We start from the raw sequence: 17,202 nt of genomic DNA on the forward strand, positions 1-17,202 counted from the left end.
AATCTATTATCACTATACGCTTCCTTCCACTATATAATGTTATCTAATCCCTCTGTGAATCATCACATTTCTGCTTTTTTGTATTAGCTGCTGTATTCTCGCATCATTTGTATGTTTTAAGAACTGCTCTAATATCGTTCTCAAGTAGTGCTTTGAACATGTCATTGAAAAATCAGGTATGGTCAATTTATTTCTATTCAGTTTTCACTCTTGATGCTTGTTTTATTTCTTGCAACTGCTCTAAAGTGAGCATCCTTTGCTCGTATCCTGCATTTAGATCTTCCATCGAACAATCACCTAATTCAACTGCTTCTTTAACTAATTCAGGTGTCACCCATTGGAAATATAATGCCATAACCCAATAATTCATGTTTCACTCTCTCCTTTAATGAAAAGGATCTCATTTTTTAGCACCTTTAGTTCATTTGTTAGAAGATCACATTGGTGTTCAAGCTGTTTTCTCACTAGCTTTTCTTTGGCTACTTCTTGTGCTAGATAATCTAGTGGAAGAGGTGGTTCATACCTCGGGTTGGCTTGGGATTCCTCCCACCATTTTTTCAACTCTTCTACCGTTGGCTTTGGCACATCTAGATGCCACTCGTTTAAATACGAACCATCGCCATCATTTCTTAGTTCAAAATCTTTTTGCGGGTCCGCATCGGGGTATTTATACTTAATGGCTTCATATAAAATCATCTGAATCCTCCTACACTCTCGGGAAATTGCGGCCGCCTAATTCCGTAATATCGAAATAGTTGTACCAACCTGAATTATCAGATATATAACGATCAGAATTTCCCGCATAGCCTATATACATGTAAATTTCAACGTAATCTCCTTTATTAGCTGGAACATTCGCAGCCCCATATAAACCTATATCAAGTTTTGCCGTTTCAGAGGGTGTGGCAGGGAGATGTCTATAATGAGATATATTTTTATAATTTTTACCATTTAAAAAAATAGACAGCTCAAAATTTGCATACATTTGAACCGTCTCAATATAGACTCCAGCGTTTACTAGATACATTCCGTTTTCCGGACAAATAAAACGACTATTTTTTATATCAAAATGATTGTGACTATCTTTGATTTTTCGATTAAAAAGGATTTTTTGTCGTTCAGCATTATTAAGCAACTGCTTACCAGTTGTACCAATGTTCGTATGAAGAAAACCAGAGATTTTGTGCCACTCTGTCCACCCTGAGGCTATATACCATTGTCTAAACCAAATACCAGTACTAGTAAAATAACTAGTTGTTTCATTACCGTTGCCATAATAATATTGTATAAAACGATACTCATTCATTTTTTCGTTCTTCACAAAACCTAATTTTGTAGGATATCCGGTATCATTCGCTATAGCCATCAACGTAATCCCATTTGGATATTGCTCACCGCTGACTGATGCATCTTGAATGGCTTGGTCGCCTGTTAAAATAAACAAGCTTTCATTCGTGATCCCTGCTATTTGTTGACTGAGCGCATTGTCATTCTCCACAAGTGTGTTGACCATCCGGTTAAATAAGTTGGCATGGGCTTTGTCAGAGGTTTCAAACGGTAAAGGTGATTTTATGTCCACTTCTTTTCCCCTCCATTAATAAATATCATCAATCTCAAAAACAAATTCGATGTCGCCGTCTTTTTGTTTGTCTGTCATGGTGCGGATGGCGGTGAATTTGCCGGCCTCGTCGACAAGGGCTAGTTCATTGATGACTTCGCCTGCTAGTTCTCCTTCAGCAATGGTGCAGGTGTAGCGGATTTTTGCCGGTTCCATGAAGGTAAACGAGTCAATATTTTTTTGAATCAGTTCTTTTTTGAGTGCTTGTTCGGTTCCGTCAAGAGAGATCGGTTTTCCATCCTTTGTTCCTCCATTTCCGAATGCCATTTTGACGACTTTTGTGAGTTTTGTTCCTTCTGCTCGTGCCTTTGCCATTTGTTGACGTGCATATAGTGTGGTTACGGTTAATTGATCAGCCATTGTGATCCTCCTTATAGGTCTATTTTTTTAGAAGTTGCTGCTAGCATTTTTGATCCATCAAGCGGAATGGATCCATCGAGAATCCAATAATGCTCCTTGATCAGTAAACTGCCGCCTTGTTCATTTTGAACATGTACCGGTAAGCGGAACGTCATCCTCTTTTTCGTTTGATGTGAAAGCTGGTTCTTTGCGCGCAAAGTCAGCGTAGCTGCTTGCTTCGTTTCATGCGATGCTCCAGTCATGACATAATTCAGACGATATGCTGTTTCTTTCTCTTGTTGAAGCGGCATTCTCATCTTTAATGAATGCCTAAAGCGAGCAGGGACCTCCGTAGTACCTCGTATCCCACTGAGATAGAACGTTCCATTTAATACGAATTCACCATTGAGTAAAATTGGAATATGATCGAAAAAGCCCACTCTGCTTCGCAGTGTGAGCCGCTGGTGATGATCATTTGTTTCATGAACATCGGTATGATGAATGGCGGTGAACGTATACGCCAAATGTGCTGGCTTTAACGTTTCGAGTATTTCGACGATATATCTTGTGTTTTGCAGGTCATCCAGGTTGACACGCAATGCAAAATGATAACGATTGGTTGTAAGTCGGATGATCGCACTCGGATTTTTAAGAAATCGATTCACAGATTTCTCTAATGAAAGATACGTAATTGGTGGAATGTTCGACATCATATTAAGTAATCGCGCTCTGCGCAGCTCAATCGAATCATCTGACTCTCGCTGCACCTTGAGCATTCTTTCCCACCGATTCAATCCCCACGTCGCTGTTAAAGGGAAAAATTGATCCGTTACATCAAAAATGGATTCATCCAATTGTTCAAACTCTGGCGCCTCCGTTTTTAGTAAATGATCCACATCATAAATCTCTGTGAAATAAGGCGGCAAGTAGTTTTTCATTTCATCAAGTTTGCTCAATAACCTTCACCTGCCTCAGACGTGGTATCTCAATGTCCTGTAATACTAAGTTTTTTGACTCCCCATTCAATAAGACGTTTGCATAATCGGACACACTCTCTGAATGGTACAAAATATCATTTAAGGCGGACATTCGAATCGTACTTTTTTCAAATGCGATTGATTTTAACAGCGCTTTGACCTTTTCTTCTATTTCTTTTTGCGCACCCTCAAGTGTCCAGTCCATCTGAAGTTCGACGGACACTTCTACGTCAATATCCAGCCACTTGGCGCTTTCCACAGTTGCTTTTGAGCCAATAGGAGCTTGCCCTTCTCCTTCTCCCGGTACAGGATCGATATACTCCTGGACCCTTTTGACAAGAAGCTCAGATGCTACATCTAGATTGCCATCTGTGATGACAATTTTGACCGTTCCCTCTCCATTCCATAGCGGGAAAACTTTCGCTCTGCCGACACCAACCACTTCCTCGGCCCACTTTTTGTAATGTGCTCTGTTGGCACTGACAGCCTCTCGCCTTGCGCGTATTAAATACCGATCGTATAATGACGCATCATCTTCTTCCTCTTGCCCTGGTATCACCAATTCCTTCATGATCATCGACTCTAGACCCGGAATGGTATCAAGCGATAGCAGCGGCTGACCTGTTAATTGCCCATTGCCGACTGTACCTGTTGTCTCGCATTCTAGTGTACCGTCCTTTGAAAATTGAAAATAAACATCTTCAATAAAGAATCTTGATCCTGCTGGAATGTTTACGTTCTCTGGTTGAATGGTTACGGACCAGACCGCTTTGGTGGCTGGCTTTCGTTCAATCCCCACTTCTGCTGCTCGTCGATCTAAAAATTCCCCCTGTGCTGTATCAGCAAAGACAAGCTCAAATACTTGATCAAGCCAAATATACGACTGAGCCAGTTCAGCAGCAGCAGGTGCCAAGGCATTCCAAATGACGCTGTTTTCTCTTTTATCTATGTCATCTGGCAGCCTGTCCAGCATTCTTTCCATCAACGCCTCATACGTTTGCTCCTCAAACATCTCCCTCCATCACCTCCTCTATTTCTAATGTGCCTTCATCTGTGACAATGGCTAGTTTGACTTGAAAAGCATCATTTTGCTTCGTGACTTCTATCTCTTCAATATGATCAATCCGCTCATCAACGACCAATGCTTCTTCTAGCAATCTTGGAATCTCCATTTCTTTGTATTCATCTGTTGCTTCTGTATCGGTCAATAGCTCCTGAATTTCAGCGCCAATGTCGTGACTGTAAATGGGATGTGCATAGCGCTCTGTTCGCAATGTCATATAAATAAATTGTCGGATCGCTTCAATGCCTGTAATGGCTTCATTTGTCAGCCTACCATTTTCAAAATCTATGCGATACGTCGTCGAGGTTTCTACCTCTTCGTCTTCTTCTGTTTCCTCGATTTCTTCCTCTGGTGAAAGTGCCACATTCATCACCTCCCTTACAATTTGTCGATGATGTAAAAGGACTGCCCTCCTGCCATTGCAAGTACCATAATGCTGTCTCCCTTTTTCAACTCATCATCCTCACCCTTATTTAAGCGTTTAGGCCAAATGAGCAGTTCTTCTGGAATGATCAGCTTACTGTTCTCATTTAATCGGATGTGAAGAGGCGAAGCCATTGTGACCTCTCCAATCACCAGATCAATTGGAGAAGCTGCATCTACTGCATTGACAGCGAGTCGTTTAATTGCTTCACTTAATCTCATGCTTGATCACCCTTTGGCATGGAATTTTTCTCAACGACGTCAATTGTCATGGTGTGCTTCACTCCATTGAATTCATGTTTGTCTTGATCGATCCAGTAGGTTTTTTTGATGTTGATTTCAGGGATTTTCAAATAGATTGGCAGACCGCTTTGCAGTTCAGGGATTCCGAGTGCTTGTATGCTTTTCACTTCTTGTTTGACGCCTTTTTTTTCAGCTAGGCGTACTTTCGCTCTTTTTTGAAGCTGCGGCTGGTTGATTTGACCTGTGACCGTCTCCACATGCTGTAAAATGCCGTACTGACTCTGACCCGCTTTATCCTGTTCGATCACCACAATATCTGATTTGCTACCTTTTTTCTTATTCTTCCCCTGTTCGTCTACAGACGTGCGCATCTTCACACGTGTTGCTGTCTCTTCAATGGAGGTGCTGTACTGATAACCGATGAGGTTGACGCCTGATTCAATGACCCACACGTCCTCTGGATCGGGCCAAGCTCTCAGCCCCATCTTGCCTTTAGCAGAATAAATTTGATAATTTCTACCGGTTTGCCGCTTCGTTTCTTTCAATGCTTTTAAAATGATGTCATATAAACTCGTGTCATTTTTAAAAACGAGAGACTTCATGACATGTCCTGTATTTGCGATGGATGTCATAGGAATTTGAAAGTCTGCCCCGATCCGCCTCAAAATTTGATCTGCCCGTTGATTTGAAAAAACATATACATCTTGGTTTTTCACTAAATATTGGAGCATATCGTATGCGGTAAAGGTCAGCTTTCCTTCAACAGGCGTCCTAGAAAACACGATGCCTCTGAACAGCTCTTTTCCTTTCCATTTAAAAAGAACCGTGTCTCCTTCTGAGACACGGTAATATGTTTGACTGCCTTGCTTTGTGATAATATTCGCCTGAATAGAGCGAGGGGCCTGATACCTTTGCCCCTGAAGTGTCACACTCTCTGTGACAAGCTCATACATCGTGCCGCTTCTGATGGCAAAAAGCTCAATCAATGTCAGCCCCCCTATTGTGGTATTTTCAATTTTTGCCCTGGAAAAATCCAATGTCCCGGCTGTTTAATATTGCGTTTACTTCGTTTGATCATCGCTGCTTTATTGGCATTCCAAATACGCCGCCATTTTGTACTATCGCCATAAAAACGGCCTGAAATGGCCCAAAGAGTATCTCCTTTTTTGACAGTGTACAATTTTGGTGGTGTTTTTGAGGGTCTTTTCTTTTTGGTTTGTTTCGCTTTTTTCTTTCGTTTGATTTTCCTAGGCGATGCGGTTTTATATTCCTTTAACTCGATCGTAAATTCACGATCCCCTATGTCATAAGACCCTTCCTTGTGTGTGAAGCTCTCAATGCTGCACGTCATATTGATTTTAGTCCCTGTCACAATTAGTCGCACAGACTTCTTTGAACGCATCATTCGTTCAATTTTCGCTATTGCATTCTCTGGTGATGGAATGCTTTTATATTCAGCAATTGGCGAATATTTCTTAGGAAATAATGAGGTGAATGATACTTGTTTAGCCGATGGTACATCAATAAAAGTCAGTTCTCCAAAGGAGGAGACCTTCACTGTTTCATTTTGTACATTATTTGTGATCTCAAGTTCGGATGGAAGCACAGGGAATCGCAACTTCTCCTTGCCTTGGGAAATCCACAATTGATACACTGATTTACCCATCGATCACGACCCCTTTCGTTCCTGTCTGAAGCTCTACTTCCAGTTCGTCTACAAGCATTTGTCTAATTTTTTCGACAAGCGATTGCTGATCCTGTCCATTATGGAAATGCTGATCACCATTGAACTGGATGGTGATTTGTTTATTTCCTGACGTTGTTGCAGTCCCAGCTGACTGTGCTGAGGTGACTTGCTGCATCTGTGATTCTGGTAAAGGAGCAGATGCATTTGATGGATCATAGACTTGCATCCCAAGTGCCTTTGCTGCCTGCGTCAATAAATATCTCCCGCGAATGCCTCTTTCTTCTGGAATAATCCATTCGCGTTTGTTTCCTTCACCGACTCTAGCTACCTGCTCCTGAGTAATCAGACCGCCATTGGCGTAGCCTTTATAAGGACCGCCTCTTCTCATACTCCGTAATCCCGGTGTATTGAAGACTGTTCCATATCTGCCCTTAATGTAGTTAATGGCTGCTACGGCATTATGAATTGGGTTCCAAATATCATTCATGCCCTTGCCTTTATTGGAATGGAAGGTCGTTCCAATGGTTTGCATTAACCCTTTAGAAGGCGTTCCCTTCTTGGCGTTGGAATCCCACAAGTTGATGGCTTTCGGGTTACCATTTGATTCGTGCTGAGCGATTGTCATAAGACCTGGAAGCCAACTCATCGATGTGCCAGTCGCCATCAGAGCTGCCATGAGCCATTGCTGAACACTAAGACCTGAAGCACCCATACCGCTGAACGCTCCGATTAATGAACCCGCTTGATTTTCAGCAAACTTTTTCACATCAACTGAATCGAGCCCTTTGACGACACCAATCGATGCGAATTTCCCTAAATTCATCATGACACGTGAAGGAGAATGAATGTCTAGTTCTTCTCTAAACGCCTGTTCCACTTTCTTCGCCATTTCTTTGGCAGCTTGTGTGACTTCACTTGCTTTTGAACGCATGCCGCTATTGAAGGCGTCGATCATTCCTGAACCCCATCCTGGTGATTCTTGTTTGGCTTGCAGGAATGGTTGTTTGACGTGTTGGTCTACGTATTGGCTTGTGCCAATTGATGTGGCATTTTGACCTGTTGCAAAGCCACTAACAGTTCCAGAACCCCAAGTTGGTGATGCTGTCATCACTTGTTGGTATGGTGCTTTTACACGACTTTGCAAAAAGCTGTCAGTTCCTGTTGGTGTCATTTGCTGGCCAGTAGCAAATGCCGATACCGTTTGTTGTCCGTACTTTCCTGAATCTGATGTCATTTGATTAAATGGCTGCTGAATGTTTTTTTGCTTCCATTGATCAAGTGAAACCACCTTTTGATTCAGCCCTTGTTCAAAATCATGATTAAATTGCTCGCCTATGCTGGCAGATTGGATGTTTCCATTCATTGAAACCGTTCCACCAATCGAACCGGCAGAAGTATTTGGAGCTGCTGGAGCATTAGGCGTTATTGGAGCTGAAGAGCTAGAAACTGGACTTGCTGCTCCGCTGCTGCTTGGCACAACAGACATTCCAAGATGAGAAGCAGCCTGTGCAAGCAGCATCTTCCCGCGTCCCCGGTTATTTTGAGTTGGAATGACAAATTCGTTACCTGCTTCACCAATCCATGATAAGGTAGGTTGGGTGATATAGCCGCCTGTGGCTTTTTTATCAGGATCTCCAAATAAATGTTTTACTACAAAATTAATGCCATCGCCCGCTTTGTCAAAAATCTTTTTAACCCAGTTAAATGCTTTAGAAAAACCATCACTTATGGCACCAGCCACTTTTACGATCGGTGTCTGAATATTATCTTTAAACCATTTGGATAATCCATTCCATATATCTGTCACCACTTTATACGCTTCTTCAAACTTCTTACCAATGCTATCTTTGATGGTTCCAACCGTTTCTACAAGCGGATTCCATACATTGTTCATAAACCAAGAGGATACTGCTCCAAAAATTGATTGAATGGTTTTCCACGCATTTGATAATGCTGTCCAAATCCCAGTAGCGACTGTAACAACTGTGCTGCTTAGCGGTGTCCACACATTCTCAATAAACCAGCCTGCTACTGCACTGAATGTTTCTTGTATCCACGTCCAGGCATTGACTAGACTTGACCAGATCGTGGTTGCTACTGTAACGACTGTGTCGCTTAGCGGTGTCCAGACGTTTTCGATAAACCAGCCCGCAACTGCACTGAATGTTTCTTGTATCCATGTCCAGGCATTGACTAGACTTGTCCAAATCGTGGTTGCTACTGTAACGACTGTACCACTTAGTGGTGTCCAGACGTTTTCGATAAACCAGCCTGCAACTGCACTGAATGTTTCTTGTATCCATGTCCAGGCATTGACTAGACTTGTCCAGATCGTGGTTGCTACCGTGCCAACCGTGCTGCTTAATGGCGTCCACACATTTTGGATAAACCAGTCTGCGACTGTAGACCACACTTCAACAATTTGATCTTTGATTTCAATGGCTTTTTGGCCAATCTTCTCAAATCCGCCGCCATCAAACCATTTTCCAATTGTTTCACCGATAGATTCTCCGCCCATACTGCCAGCGATGCCGCCTACTAGGCCGCCGATGGCTGTGCCTACTCCTGGTACTACACTTCCAATAGCTGCACCTGCTGCTGCACCTGCCATCCCTCCGGCGATGCCGCCTCCAGTCGCACCGATCTTTTCACCAGCATTCTCTTTTTTCATACCGATTAGATTTGTTGCACTAAGTACACTGCCTAGAATAGGTACTTTCTTTAATAATTTGCCGCTCCCTTTACCGATATTTTTCAACGCATCCCCTAATTTACTTGGAGGTCTTCTATTCATTTCGGTTCTTGTTGTGGCATTTGGATTTCTAGGTTGTCTTGGTGATTGACCATTTCTATTTTTGGTTTTAGTAGATCCTCCCCTGCTTAAACCTCTTGCACAACAGGGACAACAACTATTGCGAAACAAACCTTTACCACCTCGCGGCTGAGGTTTATTGTTGGGAGCTGCATTTGTTGGTGCTGTTGTTGGCGCCGTTGTTGGCGCTGTTGTTGGCGCCGGAGTGGTACTGTTATTTTCACTTGATTGATCACTTGCACCTAAGAGTCTATCTAATCCAGTTTTCACCAATTCATCTAGTTTTTTTTCAGGATTAAACTTAATCTTCTCTTTTATTCTTCCGATTACATCTTGCTTGTACTCTTCCATTTTATTTTCAACCCAAGGAAGTGCCTTTTCGTCCCAAAACTTTCTAGGACTTAATTTTTCTTTCACCTTGTCTGCAACATCACCTGCATATTTTTCAATTTCACTTAATCCTTTATTAGCAAGGCTCTGGAGCCAACCCTGTTTAGGTTCATCCGTTTTAACCGACGGACTAACAGCCTCAGGTTCTTTTTTTATGTTTTGTTCTTTCACAACTGACTCTGCCTGATCTCGTTTTTTCAACTTACTCTTTGCATTGTCTTGAACAGATACTCTGATTTCGTGTTTAGCCATTGTCAAGCTTTTGAGTGTCTTTTTGATTCGTTGAATGGCAGCGGTGGCTTGGTCAACCATGTTTAATCTCATATAGTACGTTCTGTTCATGAGCTGAAGGATTGATTTTTTGATTGATGACATTTTTCCTGACAACTGATCATTCAGTTTGAACGTCAGCAGGATTGGACTTGCTTGTGATTGTTTTAAGCGATCTATACTGGATTTAATGACATCTAGTCCTTTTGCTTGAATGGATATGACCATTTGTTTCGGTATCATGTTCAGCTGGTTTGTTAATGATTTGAGATCACGATAGATTCCTTGATCTAGCTTCATGGATAATACAGAAAACCTTCTAATCGATAAATTGAGGTTCCTTAGCTTCTTTTCATCCATTTCCAGGCTTATTTTCACCGGTTTTCTAAATGGTTTGAGCTGCTTCTCAAACGTTTGAAATCGTTTTTGAATGCGCAACAGCTTCTTTGATACTTTGTCTTCTAATTCAAATCGTGCAGTGAGCTTCGCCAGTTTATTTCCCTCCTTTCTTTGCTTCTTTTTCTAGCATGTCGAGTTTGTAGCTAATGAGTCCGAATAAGAATGCCTTAAATTGTCTTGGTGCTTCGTATAAATCGAGGAGTTCTGATGGGGAATAGTGAAGCTCGTGCATGGCGTAATATAAAAACACCGCTTCCTTATCCCCATCTTTTATTAGTTTTTTGCTGCTTCTTCTAAATCTTCAATTTCGTCTTCAAATCCATTGATTTCAATCGCTTTGTTTAACCAGTTTGCATATTCACCGCCGACAGATAAAACACGTTTTGCAACTTCAACTGGATCTTGTGTGCTGTAGGCTTCTCTTAATTCCTTTGAGCGGAAATCTGGATAAATCGTCGATTCAATGGCAATTCGTGCGTAGAAGCGCTGGCTGTCTAAGTCTTTCACACGACCTCTGCCTTTGACATTTTTGAACGTGGTGTTTTCTTTTTCCAGTTCATCAATACGTTCCGTAGTAATCGCTTTGAAGACAAAAGGAATGACATTCCCTTTTTTATCAACAAAACGCTTAGAAATTGGCACTTTGACCTCTTCCGCTTCTACTGTTTGTCCTGGCATAAAAAATGAAAGATCAAATGTTTGTTTTTCGCTCATGTTTAAAAACTCCCTTTTGTTTGTTTTTTGAATACAAAAAAGCACATCCATTTTTTGAATGTGCTTTCCAATCTTTTCATGTATAATATAACTCGTACAATTGAACGGCTTGCTCAAGGGTGTCTGGCTCATCCCCGATAGGAAGGGGGTGATGCTCATGTCAACGTTCCAAGCGATTTCCCTAATGCTTTTATTCGGGATGTTTATCCTTGCTTTGTTGACGTATATAAACAAAAAATAGACTCCCCTTGAGCTTTGGTAGGTGAAAGGGAAAGTCTATCCTTAAAACTATCTAATTGATAAGCCAGCCCCTTGAAGGGCCTCATTGTACATTGCCGGGATGTTAGCGCATCCTGGCTTCTTTTTATTGTATGCAAATCGCTTTGCATGTAAACATAATTTTGTGTATCATTTATTGCAATGTGCATTACAAATGCATTCATTTTTCATTACATTTGCATTATAGCATATTTGGTTTTTATTTAGCTAATTAATTAGCTAATTTCCTCCGCATTTCTTAGAAAGAATTCTTCAGCTTTTCAGGCAGATCAAAGTCTTCAAATGTAAATGGAACTTCTTCTTCAAGTGCCTCTGAATCGACATCTAGTCCAGCAATTTTAGCTGAATCAAAGTTGACATCGAATAATGTCACACGCTCTGTGCCTCGGCCTGATGATTTATCATCAATTACCGCTTGAAGAGTGAAATAAGGATCTTCCCCTTTTTTCACATAGTTGAGCATGAGTTGAACGAAACGTGACGTAACTTTATAGAATGTTGCTGTTCCTGTTCCGTTTGCCCCAGTTGTTTTATGGCCAGTCATTCGGCGGCCCATTACGTTCACTTCTGATTTATTTTTCTCCACGTTTGCTTCAAACGTTTTGATAAAGGCAAGCTCCTCACCTTCTAAGAAAAGACGACCTTCTTTACCTGAGATTGTATTTTGCGCTTTAAAAGCCATCTTACTTCACCTCCACATTGAAATAGAATTTTTCTGCTGCGTCTACTGGCTGTACTGCTAAATCGATGATAAATCCATCACGATCTTCATTGAGGCCAATGACGATGTCTGTTTCTGAGTTAAAGCCTGTAATACCGCTGCCATCTTGAAGTTGTGTGAGATACTGTGTAATCAGTGTTTTCACAAGCTGCACTCCATCATCAGATGCTGGAATGTCATTGCCATTGGCTTTGCGTAATTTAATCAAATTTTTCAGTTCAAATGTTAAATCATTGTTGATTGCATCTAGCACACGGATGATTTTGTTTTTCGCCATTTGCTGGTTCTTTTCAACCGTGAAGCTTGTCAAAGAGTTAATATCTTTTTCAACGCTCACCGTGCGGTCTCTTGCATCGAAAGTGAAAAGAAACTCTCCTTGTGATAAACGGTATTCTACTTGATCATTATCAAGACGCTCTAATGTATCGACTGCGCCTTCGTATTCAACAAAGGTCAGTGACTGATTAAAAGTCGCTCCTGCACTTGCTCCTGCGACCCAAGCTGTTGTTTGAGCAGGCGCGAGTTCTGTTCCGTCTTCTAAAACAACACCGCTTGTGACATTGATGATACCTTCTTGATCAGCTGCATAGTTAGCCACAACGCCTTGCACCTTACGTCCTTGCTTATTACGTAAACGCTCAATAAATGACGCGAATGTTGCTTTTAATTGCTCACTATTATCGACTGGGAGTGCAATAACATCAAAGTATTCCGTTTCAGCTGCTTCTAGGAAAGCTGTATAATCTGCGACACTTGCCACACCGTTTTTCCCGCCGCTTAAAGCCGCTCCAGCAGTAATGACCGCTTCGCCTTCACCAGAAAATTGAACGTATTTGTTTTTCACAAGATCTTTGACATCTGTGACCACCTGTTTATCGACAATATCTGTTCCAAGATAGGTGATAACGTCACGTTTTGTGCTGTCGAGTACATTTTCTGCCACTTGAATGGTAATCTCATTTCCTTTTTGACCACCATAATTGGCTGTGACCACAAAGTTTTCTGCGATTTCCGCTTTGGCTGGCTCTCCTTCGTTTAGGCGGTAAAGCAAGACCGTTTGCGCTTTTTTCTTCGCTTCACGGAAAAGAAGAAGTGACTTATCATCAATGTTAAGCCCGACCTTTTTATTTAAGTCTTCCATATCGGAAACGGAAATAAAGGTTTTTGGTTCTCCCCAGCTCATGACAAGAGGAAGTGCAACTGTTCCTCGCTCGCCTAAAGTAATTCGCTGCTCTGCTGTTGTTTTAAAATTAAAGTAAATGCCAGGACGCTTTTTCTCTGTACCTGGTGTAAAAGTGCCTCCGTTCATCCTTTAAACCTCCTTGGACAAAAAAGCATCGATATGCTTCTTTGCTTCTGTTTTTGTAATTGGTTGATGTTTGATATAAAAAAGAGCACCTTCAAGGATTTCTGGTTTTACCCCAAAAAGATCCTTACTGTGCTCTTTTAAGGCTTCAAATGAAAAGCCAAATTCTTTTTCTTCGCCCGCTGTTTGATCGAGCTGTGTTTTTTTAGTCTTGCTCACGTTTGATCACCCCATCTGAAAAATTGATATCTTCTAGGCTTGGCTGTTTATCTCGGTTGTACCAATAGCTGCTATCCCACGTCAGGACAATCGCTGCTACACCTTGATCTATGATTCTAGTTTCCACTCTTTTTATGCGGACATAATCATCAAGCACCTCTCCATCTTCATTGATCATCTGAATGATTTGACGATCAGCAAGCAATGCATCGACGACTGTTTCCGCCGCATCATGCGCTTTTTCTGTATTCATATGAAACACTTTCACTTGCAGCGAATAAGATTTCATAAAAGTAGACACTGTATCTGGACCACTAATGACAGTCACTGGCGGCACATAAACAGATGGCACTTGAAAACGCTCTGGCAGAAGACGATCATACATTTTCACTGGATAGCGTGTGTATATATAATGCATGATTGCCCCGACTTCTTGATTCATTCCATCACCTCCCAAAATGTCGATCGATCCAGCTTTGAAGCTTTCGATCCAGCGAGTGTTCAAACATTTGTTCATAGAGCATGACGGCATGATCCCAGTACCCATTTCCTTCAATCCATTGAGATGAAAGCATCATGCCAGTACTGGCATTCGGATCATATTCAAAGCGGCTGCCGTTCCATCTGCCAGGCACCCATCTTCGTTCTCCATTTGAAGAAATGGCATGTCCATCATTCACGTAAGAGGCATAATCGAGCTGTGTCCCTACTTCTAGCGTGAGCCCGCCTCGGGAAGTGAGAAAGTGATTCTCCTTGTCACCTTTTTGAAAGGAATTGAGGAGACGGCCTGTATCAACAGCCTTTTCTTTGATGATTTCATCTTGAATGATGTCTAAAAACTGTAAGCCCATTTCCTGTAACCACTCTTGATATTGCGCCGTTAAGCCGCCACTATTTGCCTGTTGGAGCTGGGATAGCAGCCGGTCAAGTCCATCAATTTTCATAGGTTTTCCTTTCTGACGGCCATCACTTCCATGTGATGATTTTTCACTCTTTTTGGCTGCTGCAATTTGAGTGAGATGCCGTTCCACACCATTTTGTCATGCAAGCGAATGTCGCTTGCTAAAGGGAAATGGACGAGATAGGACTGATAGATGACTGTATTCGGTTCTTCTTGCACGAGTGACTGGATTTTTTCTACAACATAGCAAGACACATCTCTCATACTTGGTGTATCAGGATAAGAGATGTCCGTTTGCAGATCCCCTGCTGGTATACCAAATTTGCCGCGGACCGCCTCCTCATTCTCTAAGTGAAAAAGATCACAGCGATCCGTTAATAGAGAATCATAACTCATAATGATCTCACCTTTAAATTGGCGCTGCCGCCAGTTAGTGAAGGTTCAATATAATCAACAAGAAGAGCATACACATAAGGTCTGCCTTTTACTTTGTCCGCTGCCTTTGCATATGAATAATCACCCATTTTTTCTGAAGTCAAGCCTTTCATCATGGATTCATCATCATTCAGCATGGCAAAATACTGGGCCATTTTTAATAAGGCGATCCTTGCTTTTTCAGGAATGGGCTGATATTTTTCATGTGTAAAATCGTGCCCGACAATTTGAAATACCGCTGCTTCTGCTTCAATAATATCTGCCGCTAGTCTCTCTACAGAACGATTTTTCACGCGATCAAATACAGAATAGGCTTGTAGTTCCTCAGCAGAAATGATCATAGCCTGCTGTCACCTACTCTTTCACTTTCATTACTTTGGCTACAGCATCCTCTTCCTCAAATTTGCTGTCGAGCTTCGCTGTCAGAACAATGATAAACTTACGGCTACGAATATCTTTTTCTACTTCAATACGAATATTGCGAGAAAACCCTACGATAATGTTTTTCGGGTGTGTCAGTAAAATATCTGATACGTCTGTTCCTTCTTCATCATATGGCTGCATATTGGCAAGACCTTTGACCGGAACACCGAATGCAGAAGAAAGTCCGCCTTGAATCGCCGCGTCTCCGAGACCTGTCTGACGGTTTGCTACTTGGTCTTTCCACTCGACCTCTAAACTTGGGGATGTATAAAAACGGAAATCCTGAGGTACACGTAAATATTTTGACGGCATCGCTTTATAGGCTTGTTTGAACATTTGACGGCTAATTTCCGCTCCATTCGCATCGACAATATGAGAAACTGCCTGTTTTCGTACGCCATCCATTTGAGCTAAAAATGGATCTTGTGATGTTGTATCACCGTTGACGATCAGTTCTTCAATATCGACTGCCGCTCGTTCCGCCAGCATTTGCATAATGGTCTGCTGAATCCCGTCTTTTTCAATGTTGTTTTCAATGCTGTCGTACGTCATATGGATCTCAGCAATGACTTCTTTTGCATTGAGCTGGACAGTGCTTGTCGCTGGGACAACACGGTCTTTTGCATCAAGCGCTTTGCCTTCTTCTGCTGGGCGTAAAATGCGCTGACCGAAGCCGATTTTTTCGATTTTTTGTGAATCACTTTCCATTGGAATGATACGTGCATCATTTAAAACGGTTGGTGTATTTTGCATCATTCTAATGAATGTGTTGGATTGGGCTGCGTTCATGAGACCGCCTGTTTTTAAGCTGGCAAGTGTCATTTCAGCCTTGCGAATCAACTCTTGATTTCTCACACTTTTTCCTCCTTATTTAGGCTTATAGTAAGCCATCCCATATGGGCTTTGTCATATCATTTTGTGTATCGTGATTTGTTTGTTTAGAAATGCCCCGCGCTTTTTCAAGCATGTGTATCCGCTCTGAAATAGGCAGTAGCTGTTGCTGAAGCACTTCCTGAATCGCTGCTTTTTCTCTGCCTGCTGATTTCTCTAAGGAAGAGAGCTGATGACGAATTGGCGCAACCACTTGCTCCAGCACTTTTTGCACAGGTTCTTCTTCACCTGTTTGATCTGTCCCTTGTTTATCCGCTTGTAAAACGTTGTCGATGGCCATTTTTGCTTTTTCTAGTTCGCGTACTTGATCAGTCGTTAATCCGGCATCTTGCTTTTGAACGGATGCTGGTCTTTCGCCAATCGTTTGGAGGACATCATTTGTTTTCAACACATCCTGCACAATTGGAATCAATTGTTCAAGTGCCGCTCTTACGCTAGACTCATCACCATCACTTGACTGCAACGTTTCCAGCAGATGATCTAAAACGCTCCAAAATTGTTGTGGCATATTTGCACCTTCCTCTTTCAAAAAGAAATTTTTCAGCAAAGAAAAAAGCCCTCTCTCGTTCGTTTCTTGAGATAGGAGCTGATCGTGTTCCTCTATTGCGATGATGTCTGCTGTTCCAGCCATTGAGTAGCCTGTAATATGGCCTTGCTGAATTTGGTCCCAAATATCTTGTGATGCCTTTGTCACAAGTACCCAAGATCCTTTTTGAATCAGCTCCCCGCCTACTTCAAAATCCGCTGGGGCAATGTATGATTCGACGACTTCGCCAACACCGTCTTGAAAATCATGCTGTTTATCAATGTGACGGGCATCTTTCATAAAACCGTGTGCTGCTCTTTCAATTTCTTTGGCCGACATAAAGTCTTGATGTGCATCAGGTGTATTCGGTTCATACACGACGCCATATACGAGGCGATGCGCATCATCTGCCTTCGTCAGGACACTGACTTCTTTTTGAAAGTCAGGCTGCTTTTTCTTTGCTTTCATCAAGAAAAATTTCTTGTGGTTGGCGGCCTTGTCCACATAGGAAACATGTGTAATTTTTGCGTTTTTTAATTCCCTTGGCATATGTTCACCCCCTTTCA

Annotated in this window: 23 protein-coding genes; 1 reads left to right on the forward strand and 22 read right to left on the reverse strand. The window is 41.9% G+C overall.

From position 1 onward, the window contains the following. Positions 1-193: 193 nt before the first annotated feature. Genes MHI20_RS08155 through MHI20_RS08215 form a run of 13 tightly spaced genes read right to left on the reverse strand, consistent with a single transcriptional unit; the run spans position 194 to position 10,935 of the window. Positions 194-370 (reverse strand): phage portal protein, encoded by a 177-nt coding sequence (locus MHI20_RS08155; RefSeq protein ID WP_017367927.1) that lies wholly within the window; start codon positions 368-370, stop codon positions 194-196. Further along, positions 367-696, reverse strand: a complete 330-nt coding sequence (locus MHI20_RS08160) for an XkdW family protein (protein WP_047946741.1) — start codon at positions 694-696, stop codon at positions 367-369. Before MHI20_RS08160 ends, MHI20_RS08155 begins: the two co-directional genes overlap by 4 nt. 10 nt (positions 697-706) lie before the next feature. Next, complete coding sequence (locus MHI20_RS08165; protein ID WP_159145062.1) at positions 707-1,579, reverse strand: hypothetical protein; 873 nt, start codon at positions 1,577-1,579, stop codon at positions 707-709. Between the two features lie 15 nt (positions 1,580-1,594). Further along, positions 1,595-1,978, reverse strand: coding sequence for a phage tail-collar fiber domain-containing protein (locus MHI20_RS08170; RefSeq protein WP_017359000.1), 384 nt, complete (start codon positions 1,976-1,978; stop codon positions 1,595-1,597). An 11-nt stretch (positions 1,979-1,989) separates the two neighbouring features. Further along, a complete protein-coding gene (locus MHI20_RS08175; RefSeq protein WP_256688670.1) occupies positions 1,990-2,913 on the reverse strand; it encodes a YmfQ family protein in 924 nt (307 codons plus the stop codon). Beyond that, positions 2,900-3,946, reverse strand: a complete 1,047-nt coding sequence (locus MHI20_RS08180; RefSeq protein ID WP_039169972.1) for a baseplate J/gp47 family protein — start codon at positions 3,944-3,946, stop codon at positions 2,900-2,902. Before MHI20_RS08180 ends, MHI20_RS08175 begins: the two co-directional genes overlap by 14 nt. Further along, a complete protein-coding gene (locus MHI20_RS08185) occupies positions 3,939-4,361 on the reverse strand; it encodes a DUF2634 domain-containing protein (protein ID WP_277518958.1) in 423 nt (140 codons plus the stop codon). The genes MHI20_RS08180 and MHI20_RS08185 overlap by 8 nt, the downstream gene beginning before the upstream one ends. Before the next feature lie 14 nt (positions 4,362-4,375). After that, complete coding sequence (locus tag MHI20_RS08190; RefSeq protein ID WP_039169977.1) at positions 4,376-4,642, reverse strand: DUF2577 family protein; 267 nt, start codon at positions 4,640-4,642, stop codon at positions 4,376-4,378. Further along, complete coding sequence (locus MHI20_RS08195; RefSeq protein ID WP_017367933.1) at positions 4,639-5,649, reverse strand: XkdQ/YqbQ family protein; 1,011 nt, start codon at positions 5,647-5,649, stop codon at positions 4,639-4,641. The genes MHI20_RS08190 and MHI20_RS08195 overlap by 4 nt, the downstream gene beginning before the upstream one ends. An 11-nt stretch (positions 5,650-5,660) precedes the next feature. After that, positions 5,661-6,329 carry a LysM peptidoglycan-binding domain-containing protein gene (locus MHI20_RS08200; RefSeq protein ID WP_007500584.1) on the reverse strand — a complete coding sequence of 223 codons (669 nt, stop codon included), beginning with the start codon at positions 6,327-6,329 and terminating at the stop codon, positions 5,661-5,663. After that, positions 6,322-10,314, reverse strand: coding sequence for a transglycosylase SLT domain-containing protein (locus tag MHI20_RS08205; RefSeq protein WP_414642633.1), 3,993 nt, complete (start codon positions 10,312-10,314; stop codon positions 6,322-6,324). The genes MHI20_RS08200 and MHI20_RS08205 overlap by 8 nt, the downstream gene beginning before the upstream one ends. A 1-nt stretch (position 10,315) precedes the next feature. After that, positions 10,316-10,453, reverse strand: coding sequence for a hypothetical protein (locus MHI20_RS08210; protein WP_008344097.1), 138 nt, complete (start codon positions 10,451-10,453; stop codon positions 10,316-10,318). A 41-nt stretch (positions 10,454-10,494) separates the two neighbouring features. Then, positions 10,495-10,935 (reverse strand): phage tail assembly chaperone, encoded by a 441-nt coding sequence (locus MHI20_RS08215; RefSeq protein ID WP_012011040.1) that lies wholly within the window; start codon positions 10,933-10,935, stop codon positions 10,495-10,497. A 184-nt stretch (positions 10,936-11,119) separates the two neighbouring features. Between MHI20_RS08215 and MHI20_RS08220 the strand changes: the two genes are divergently transcribed. Next, positions 11,120-11,176 carry a putative holin-like toxin gene (locus MHI20_RS08220; protein ID WP_229200408.1) on the forward strand — a complete coding sequence of 19 codons (57 nt, stop codon included), beginning with the start codon at positions 11,120-11,122 and terminating at the stop codon, positions 11,174-11,176. Positions 11,177-11,452: 276 nt separating this feature from the next. Here the strand turns inward: MHI20_RS08220 and MHI20_RS08225 are convergent, their stop codons facing one another. Genes MHI20_RS08225 through MHI20_RS08265 form a run of 9 tightly spaced genes read right to left on the reverse strand, consistent with a single transcriptional unit; the run spans position 11,453 to position 17,185 of the window. Next, complete coding sequence (locus MHI20_RS08225; RefSeq protein ID WP_003213309.1) at positions 11,453-11,896, reverse strand: phage tail tube protein; 444 nt, start codon at positions 11,894-11,896, stop codon at positions 11,453-11,455. A gap of 1 nt (position 11,897) precedes the next feature. Then, positions 11,898-13,244, reverse strand: a complete 1,347-nt coding sequence (locus MHI20_RS08230; RefSeq protein WP_024719687.1) for a phage tail sheath family protein — start codon at positions 13,242-13,244, stop codon at positions 11,898-11,900. Between the two features lie 3 nt (positions 13,245-13,247). After that, complete coding sequence (locus MHI20_RS08235) at positions 13,248-13,460, reverse strand: hypothetical protein (protein ID WP_008344108.1); 213 nt, start codon at positions 13,458-13,460, stop codon at positions 13,248-13,250. Next, the gene (locus MHI20_RS08240) at positions 13,447-13,902 is read right to left on the reverse strand and encodes a phage tail terminator family protein (RefSeq protein WP_203143598.1); all 456 of its coding nucleotides are present in this window, start codon (positions 13,900-13,902) and stop codon (positions 13,447-13,449) included. Before MHI20_RS08240 ends, MHI20_RS08235 begins: the two co-directional genes overlap by 14 nt. Before the next feature lie 4 nt (positions 13,903-13,906). After that, positions 13,907-14,404, reverse strand: a complete 498-nt coding sequence (locus MHI20_RS08245; protein ID WP_025207873.1) for an HK97 gp10 family phage protein — start codon at positions 14,402-14,404, stop codon at positions 13,907-13,909. Continuing rightward, complete coding sequence (locus MHI20_RS08250; RefSeq protein ID WP_203143600.1) at positions 14,401-14,757, reverse strand: YqbH/XkdH family protein; 357 nt, start codon at positions 14,755-14,757, stop codon at positions 14,401-14,403. Before MHI20_RS08250 ends, MHI20_RS08245 begins: the two co-directional genes overlap by 4 nt. Next, positions 14,754-15,137, reverse strand: coding sequence for a protein YqbG (gene yqbG, locus MHI20_RS08255; protein WP_024719690.1), 384 nt, complete (start codon positions 15,135-15,137; stop codon positions 14,754-14,756). The genes MHI20_RS08250 and yqbG overlap by 4 nt, the downstream gene beginning before the upstream one ends. A gap of 13 nt (positions 15,138-15,150) precedes the next feature. Beyond that, entirely contained in the window at positions 15,151-16,074 is a 924-nt protein-coding gene (locus tag MHI20_RS08260; RefSeq protein ID WP_008344119.1) for a phage major capsid protein, read from the reverse strand. Between the two features lie 22 nt (positions 16,075-16,096). Next, on the reverse strand, positions 16,097-17,185 hold the full coding sequence (locus tag MHI20_RS08265) for an XkdF-like putative serine protease domain-containing protein (RefSeq protein WP_340937529.1): 1,089 nt from the start codon (positions 17,183-17,185) through the stop codon (positions 16,097-16,099). Positions 17,186-17,202 lie beyond the last annotated feature (17 nt).

The sequence above is a fragment of the Bacillus sp. FSL K6-1106 genome (assembly GCF_038005245.1).
GTDB classification, from domain to species: Bacteria; Bacillota; Bacilli; order Bacillales; family Bacillaceae; genus Bacillus; species Bacillus altitudinis.